This is a genomic window from Mycobacterium gordonae (genome assembly GCF_002101675.1).
Classification (GTDB): domain Bacteria; phylum Actinomycetota; class Actinomycetes; order Mycobacteriales; family Mycobacteriaceae; genus Mycobacterium; species Mycobacterium gordonae.
In genome coordinates, this window is record NZ_LQOY01000113.1 from 1 (window position 1) to 4,570 (window position 4,570).

At 67.2% G+C, this 4,570-nt stretch carries 1 protein-coding gene; it reads left to right on the plus strand.

Annotated features, from left to right (window positions below; genetic code table 11):
- The coding region (locus tag AWC08_RS18225; protein ID WP_142283654.1) for a class I SAM-dependent methyltransferase at window positions 1-4,570 on the plus strand (4,570 nt) is incomplete at both ends.

The window sequence follows — 4,570 nt, forward strand, 5'->3', positions numbered from 1 at the left end:
CTGCCCCCACGTCACCCAAGCCGCCGCCACCATCCACCACACCCCCACCGGCACCGACCACCTCATCGCCTACATCGCCCTGGAGGACGCCAGCTCCGGCGACACCGCCGTTCAAGACGCCGAAATCGTCGAACAGTGGCAATGCATGTACGACGAGCTGTACGGCGCCGATGTTGGGATGTCGGAGTTAGGCATGGACTTTCGGGGCTGGAACAGCAGCTTCACCGGTGATCCGATTCCGCTCGACGAGATGGTGGAGTGGCGTTCGGCCATAACGGATCGGATCATGGCTCTGCGGCCGCGGCGAGTGCTGGAGATCGGCGCGGGCTCCGGGCTGGTGCTGTCACAGATCGCCCCGCGGTGTGAACACTACGTGGGCACCGACATGTCGGCGGTGGCGATCGACACCCTGGCCCACCGGCTGGAGCAGTCGCAGGTGCCGTGGCGTGACCGTGTCCAGCTGCTGACCCGGCCCGCCCACGTCACCGAGGGCCTGCCGCGGGGCTACTTCGACACCATCATTCTCAACTCGGTCATCCAGTACTTCCCCCACGCGGGATACCTGGCCGACCTCATCGACAATGCCGTGGACCTGCTGTCCCCGGGCGGGGCGGTGTTCATCGGCGACGTCCGTAACCACAAGCTGCAGGGCGTGTTCCACACAGCGGTGGCGCTGGCCCGCGCCGCCACCACCGGCGACGTCGCCGAAATCCGCCAGTGCGTCCACCGCGCCATACTGAGCGAAACCGAATTACTCGTCGCCCCAGAGTTTTTCACCAGTTGGGTCACCGACCACCCAACGGTGGCCGGACTGGACATCCAGGTCAAACGCGGGTCGGGCGACAACGAGCTCAACCGATACCGCTACGACGTCATCATCCACAGAGCTCCCACGCCGGTGCGTTCGGTGGCCGCCGCATCCGCCTGGAGGTGGGCCGACTGCGCGGACCTGAGCGGGCTGCACAGCCGGCTGACATCCCGAAGGCCCGCCGTCGTGCGCGTGACCAACATCCCCCGCACCGGACTGATCACCGACGTCCACCTCCAGCAGGGCGTCGCCGACGGGCTGTCCCTGGCAGATGCGCGCGCGCAAGCCGCCGCCGACACCGCAATCCCCGAAGAGTTGCACCGCCTCGGCGAAGCAACTGGCTATCGCGTCGCCGTCACCTGGGGCACCCGACCGGGCACCCTGGATGCCGTCTTCATTACCGGCGCCGGCCCGCTGACGGATGTCTATCTACCCCCGTCCGGGAGCCGGCAATACGCCACCCACACGAATGTCCCCCGGACGAATACCAAGATCAACGCGGTGCGCCAATGGTTGGGGGCGCGGTTGCCCGATTACATGGTGCCGGCTCAGGTGGTGGTGCTCGACGAGTTCCCGCTGACGCCCTCGGGCAAGATCGACCGAAACGCGTTGCCGGCGACGGTTTTTGCCGCCACCCCTTCGCGGGCTCCGCGCACCCGGGCCGAACAAGCCGTCGCCGACGTGTTCGCCGAGGTCTTGGGCCTTGACCGGGTGGGACTCGATGACGACTTCTTCGCGATGGGCGGGGACAGCATCGTGTCGATTCAGGTGGTGTCGGCGTGTCGGGCTCGCGGGGTGTGGTTCTCCTCCCGGGATGTGTTCGAGCGCCGCACGGCTGCCCGCTTGGCGGAGGTGGCCGAGACGGCACCGAGCGGACAGGCGCTGAAGGAGTTGCCTGGCGCAGGTGTGGGCGACGTGCCGCTGACCCCGATTGTGCGGGACCTGGTGAGCCACGGTGGCGGCTTCGACCGGTTCGTTCAGTCGATGATGGTGCAGTTGCCGATCGGTGTGGACCGGGCGAGGATCGTGGAGACCGTTTCGGCGGTGATAGCGCGGCACGACATGTTACGGGCCCGGTTGTGGCGGGATCCCTCGGCGGGTTGGCGGATGCAGACTTCGGGGATCGGTTCGGTCGACGTGGATGCATTGGTGCGCCGGGTCCCGTTCGCCGCCGATGCGTTGGACCAGGAATTGGCGTCGCTGGCCAGCGACGCGCTGGACGCCGCGGTGGATCGGATGGACCCGTCGGCGGGATCGGTGTTTCGGCTGGTCTGGCTGGATCCCGTTGGCGAGCAAGATATTTCGGGCCGTTCGGGCCGACTGATCATCGTCGCGCATCATCTGGTGGTCGATGCTGTGTCGTGGCGCATCATTGTCTTCGACCTGATGCGGGCGTGGGAACAGGTGACCGCGGGCCGGCGTGCTGTTCTTCCGCCGGCGGGCACGTCGATGCGCCGGTGGGCTCATGGGCTTGAGGAGGCGGCCCGCCGGGGGGACTTCGACGCAGAGCTGGCGGCGTGGACGCGAATCGTCGACGGCCCCGATCCGCTGGTCGGGTCGCGTCCTTTCGATTCGCGGGTGGACGTGATGTCGGCGCTGGATCGGGTGCAGTTGCGGCTCCCTCACGAGGTGTTCGAGCCGGTGCTGGCCACCCTGCCTGCGCTGTTCGGAAGCGGTGCGCAAGACGGGTTGCTGGCGGCATTGGCGGTGGCGGTGGCGGTGTGGCGGTCGCGGCGCGGGGTCGATGAACCCTCGGTGCTGGTTCATCTCGAAGGCCACGGCCGGGAGGAGTCCGTCGTGGCCGGTGCGGATCTGTCCCAGACGGTGGGATGGTTCACCACGGTGTTTCCCGCCCGGCTGGACGTGTCCGGTATCGACGTCGACGACGTGCTACAGGGCGGGGCAGCCGCAGGTGCGCTGATCAAGTCGATCAAAGAGCAGCTGGCGGCCATACCGCATCACGGCATCGGCTACGGCGTCTTGCGGCACCTGACGCCCGTCGGGGCCAGTGCCTGGCAGGCCGTGGGTCATCCCCAGATCGCTTTCAACTATCTCGGCCGAATCGCGGGCACCGAATTGCCGGCCGGCTCCGATGACGGCGCATGGGGAGTCACCCCGGAATTCACCGCGCTGACCAGCACGCCCGACGCCGACATGCCCGCACTGGCCACCATTCACATCAACGCGATGGTGCTCGATGACGAATTCGACGCCCAGATCGCCTACCCGACAACATTGTTGGCCCAAGGCGACGTCGAAGAACTCGTAGAACTGTGGCGGGCGGTGCTGGTCGGATTGGCCCGGCACACCGATATGCCGGGAGCCGGCGGCCACACCCCCTCGGACTTCCCGCTCGTCTCGGTAGCCCAAGACGACCTGACCGCCTGGGAAGCGGGTTATCCCGGCCTTTCGGACGTCTGGCCGTTGGCGCCGCTGCAAGCGGGGCTGTTCTTCCATGCTCTGCTGGCAGAGTCCTCCGTCGACGCCTACACCGTGCAAACCGTCATCGACATCGCCGGCGACGTCGACACCGCGCGGCTGCGCGCCGCCGCGCAAGGCATCATCGACCGCCACGACAACTTGCGCACGGCGTTCGTGACCACCCTGGACGGCGCCGCAGCGCAGGTCGTCCTCAAGGACGTCCGGGTACCCTGGCTCGAACTGGACCTCACCGGCTCGGCCGACCCGGACGCGGAGTTCACCCGCTTCACCGAGTCCGACCGGCTGCAACGATTCGACCTGACAACCCCGCCGCTGCTGCGTTTTGCCCTGGTAACCAAGGGACGCAACAAGTCCGCGATGGTCATCACCCACCACCACATCCTGCTTGACGGCTGGTCCTCGCCGCTGCTGCTGCAAGAATTCCTCACCCTCTATGCCGCCGACGGCGACCATTCAGCGCTGTCACCCTCCCGGCCATTCCGCGACTACCTCGAGTGGGTCAGCGAGGCCGACACCGAGCGATCGGCACGGGCGTGGCGTCATGCCCTGGCCGGGTTGGACGAACCCACCATGCTCTCCCCGGCCGATCCGACCCGCCGAATCGCCTCTCCCCCAGGGAAATACATTTTGGAATTCGACGACGAGCACAGCACATGCATTGCGGCCTTCGCCGCCCGAACGGGGGTCACCGTCAACACCGTCGTCCAACTCGCGTGGGGGATCGTGTTGAGCCAGCTGACCGGACGCGACGACGTCGTCTTCGGGGCTACCGTCTCCGGGCGGCCGGCAGGGTTGCCCGGCGTGGATTCCATGATCGGCCTGCTCATCAACACCGTGCCCGCCCGGCTACGCATCCGCCCCACCGAAACCGTCACCGCCGCACTGCACCGCCTGCAATCCGAGCAAGCCGCCCTGATCGAGCATCACCACAGCAGCCTGTCCGATATCCACCGCCTCGCCGGTCCAGGAGCCGTGTTCGACACCGCCATAGCGTTCGAGTCCTACCCCGTCGACACCACCGCGCTACAACAGCTCTTCGACTCCACGGGCGGCCTGCGCGTGGAGCGGATCCGTGTGACCGATGCGACCCATTATCCGTTGAGTCTGGCGGTCAGCTTCGATGCTCGGCTGCGGGTTGAGTTCAGCTATCTCACCGAAGTTTTCGATACCGCCGCCGTCGAGCGGATCGCCGGTTTCTACCGGCGGGTCCTCGGTGCGGTGGTGGTGGATGCGTCGGTGGTGGTGGGTGAGGTGTCGTTGGTCGATGGCGGGGAGCGTGAGTTGGTGCTCTCGGGGTGGTCGGGGGACGCGGTGGGGGGG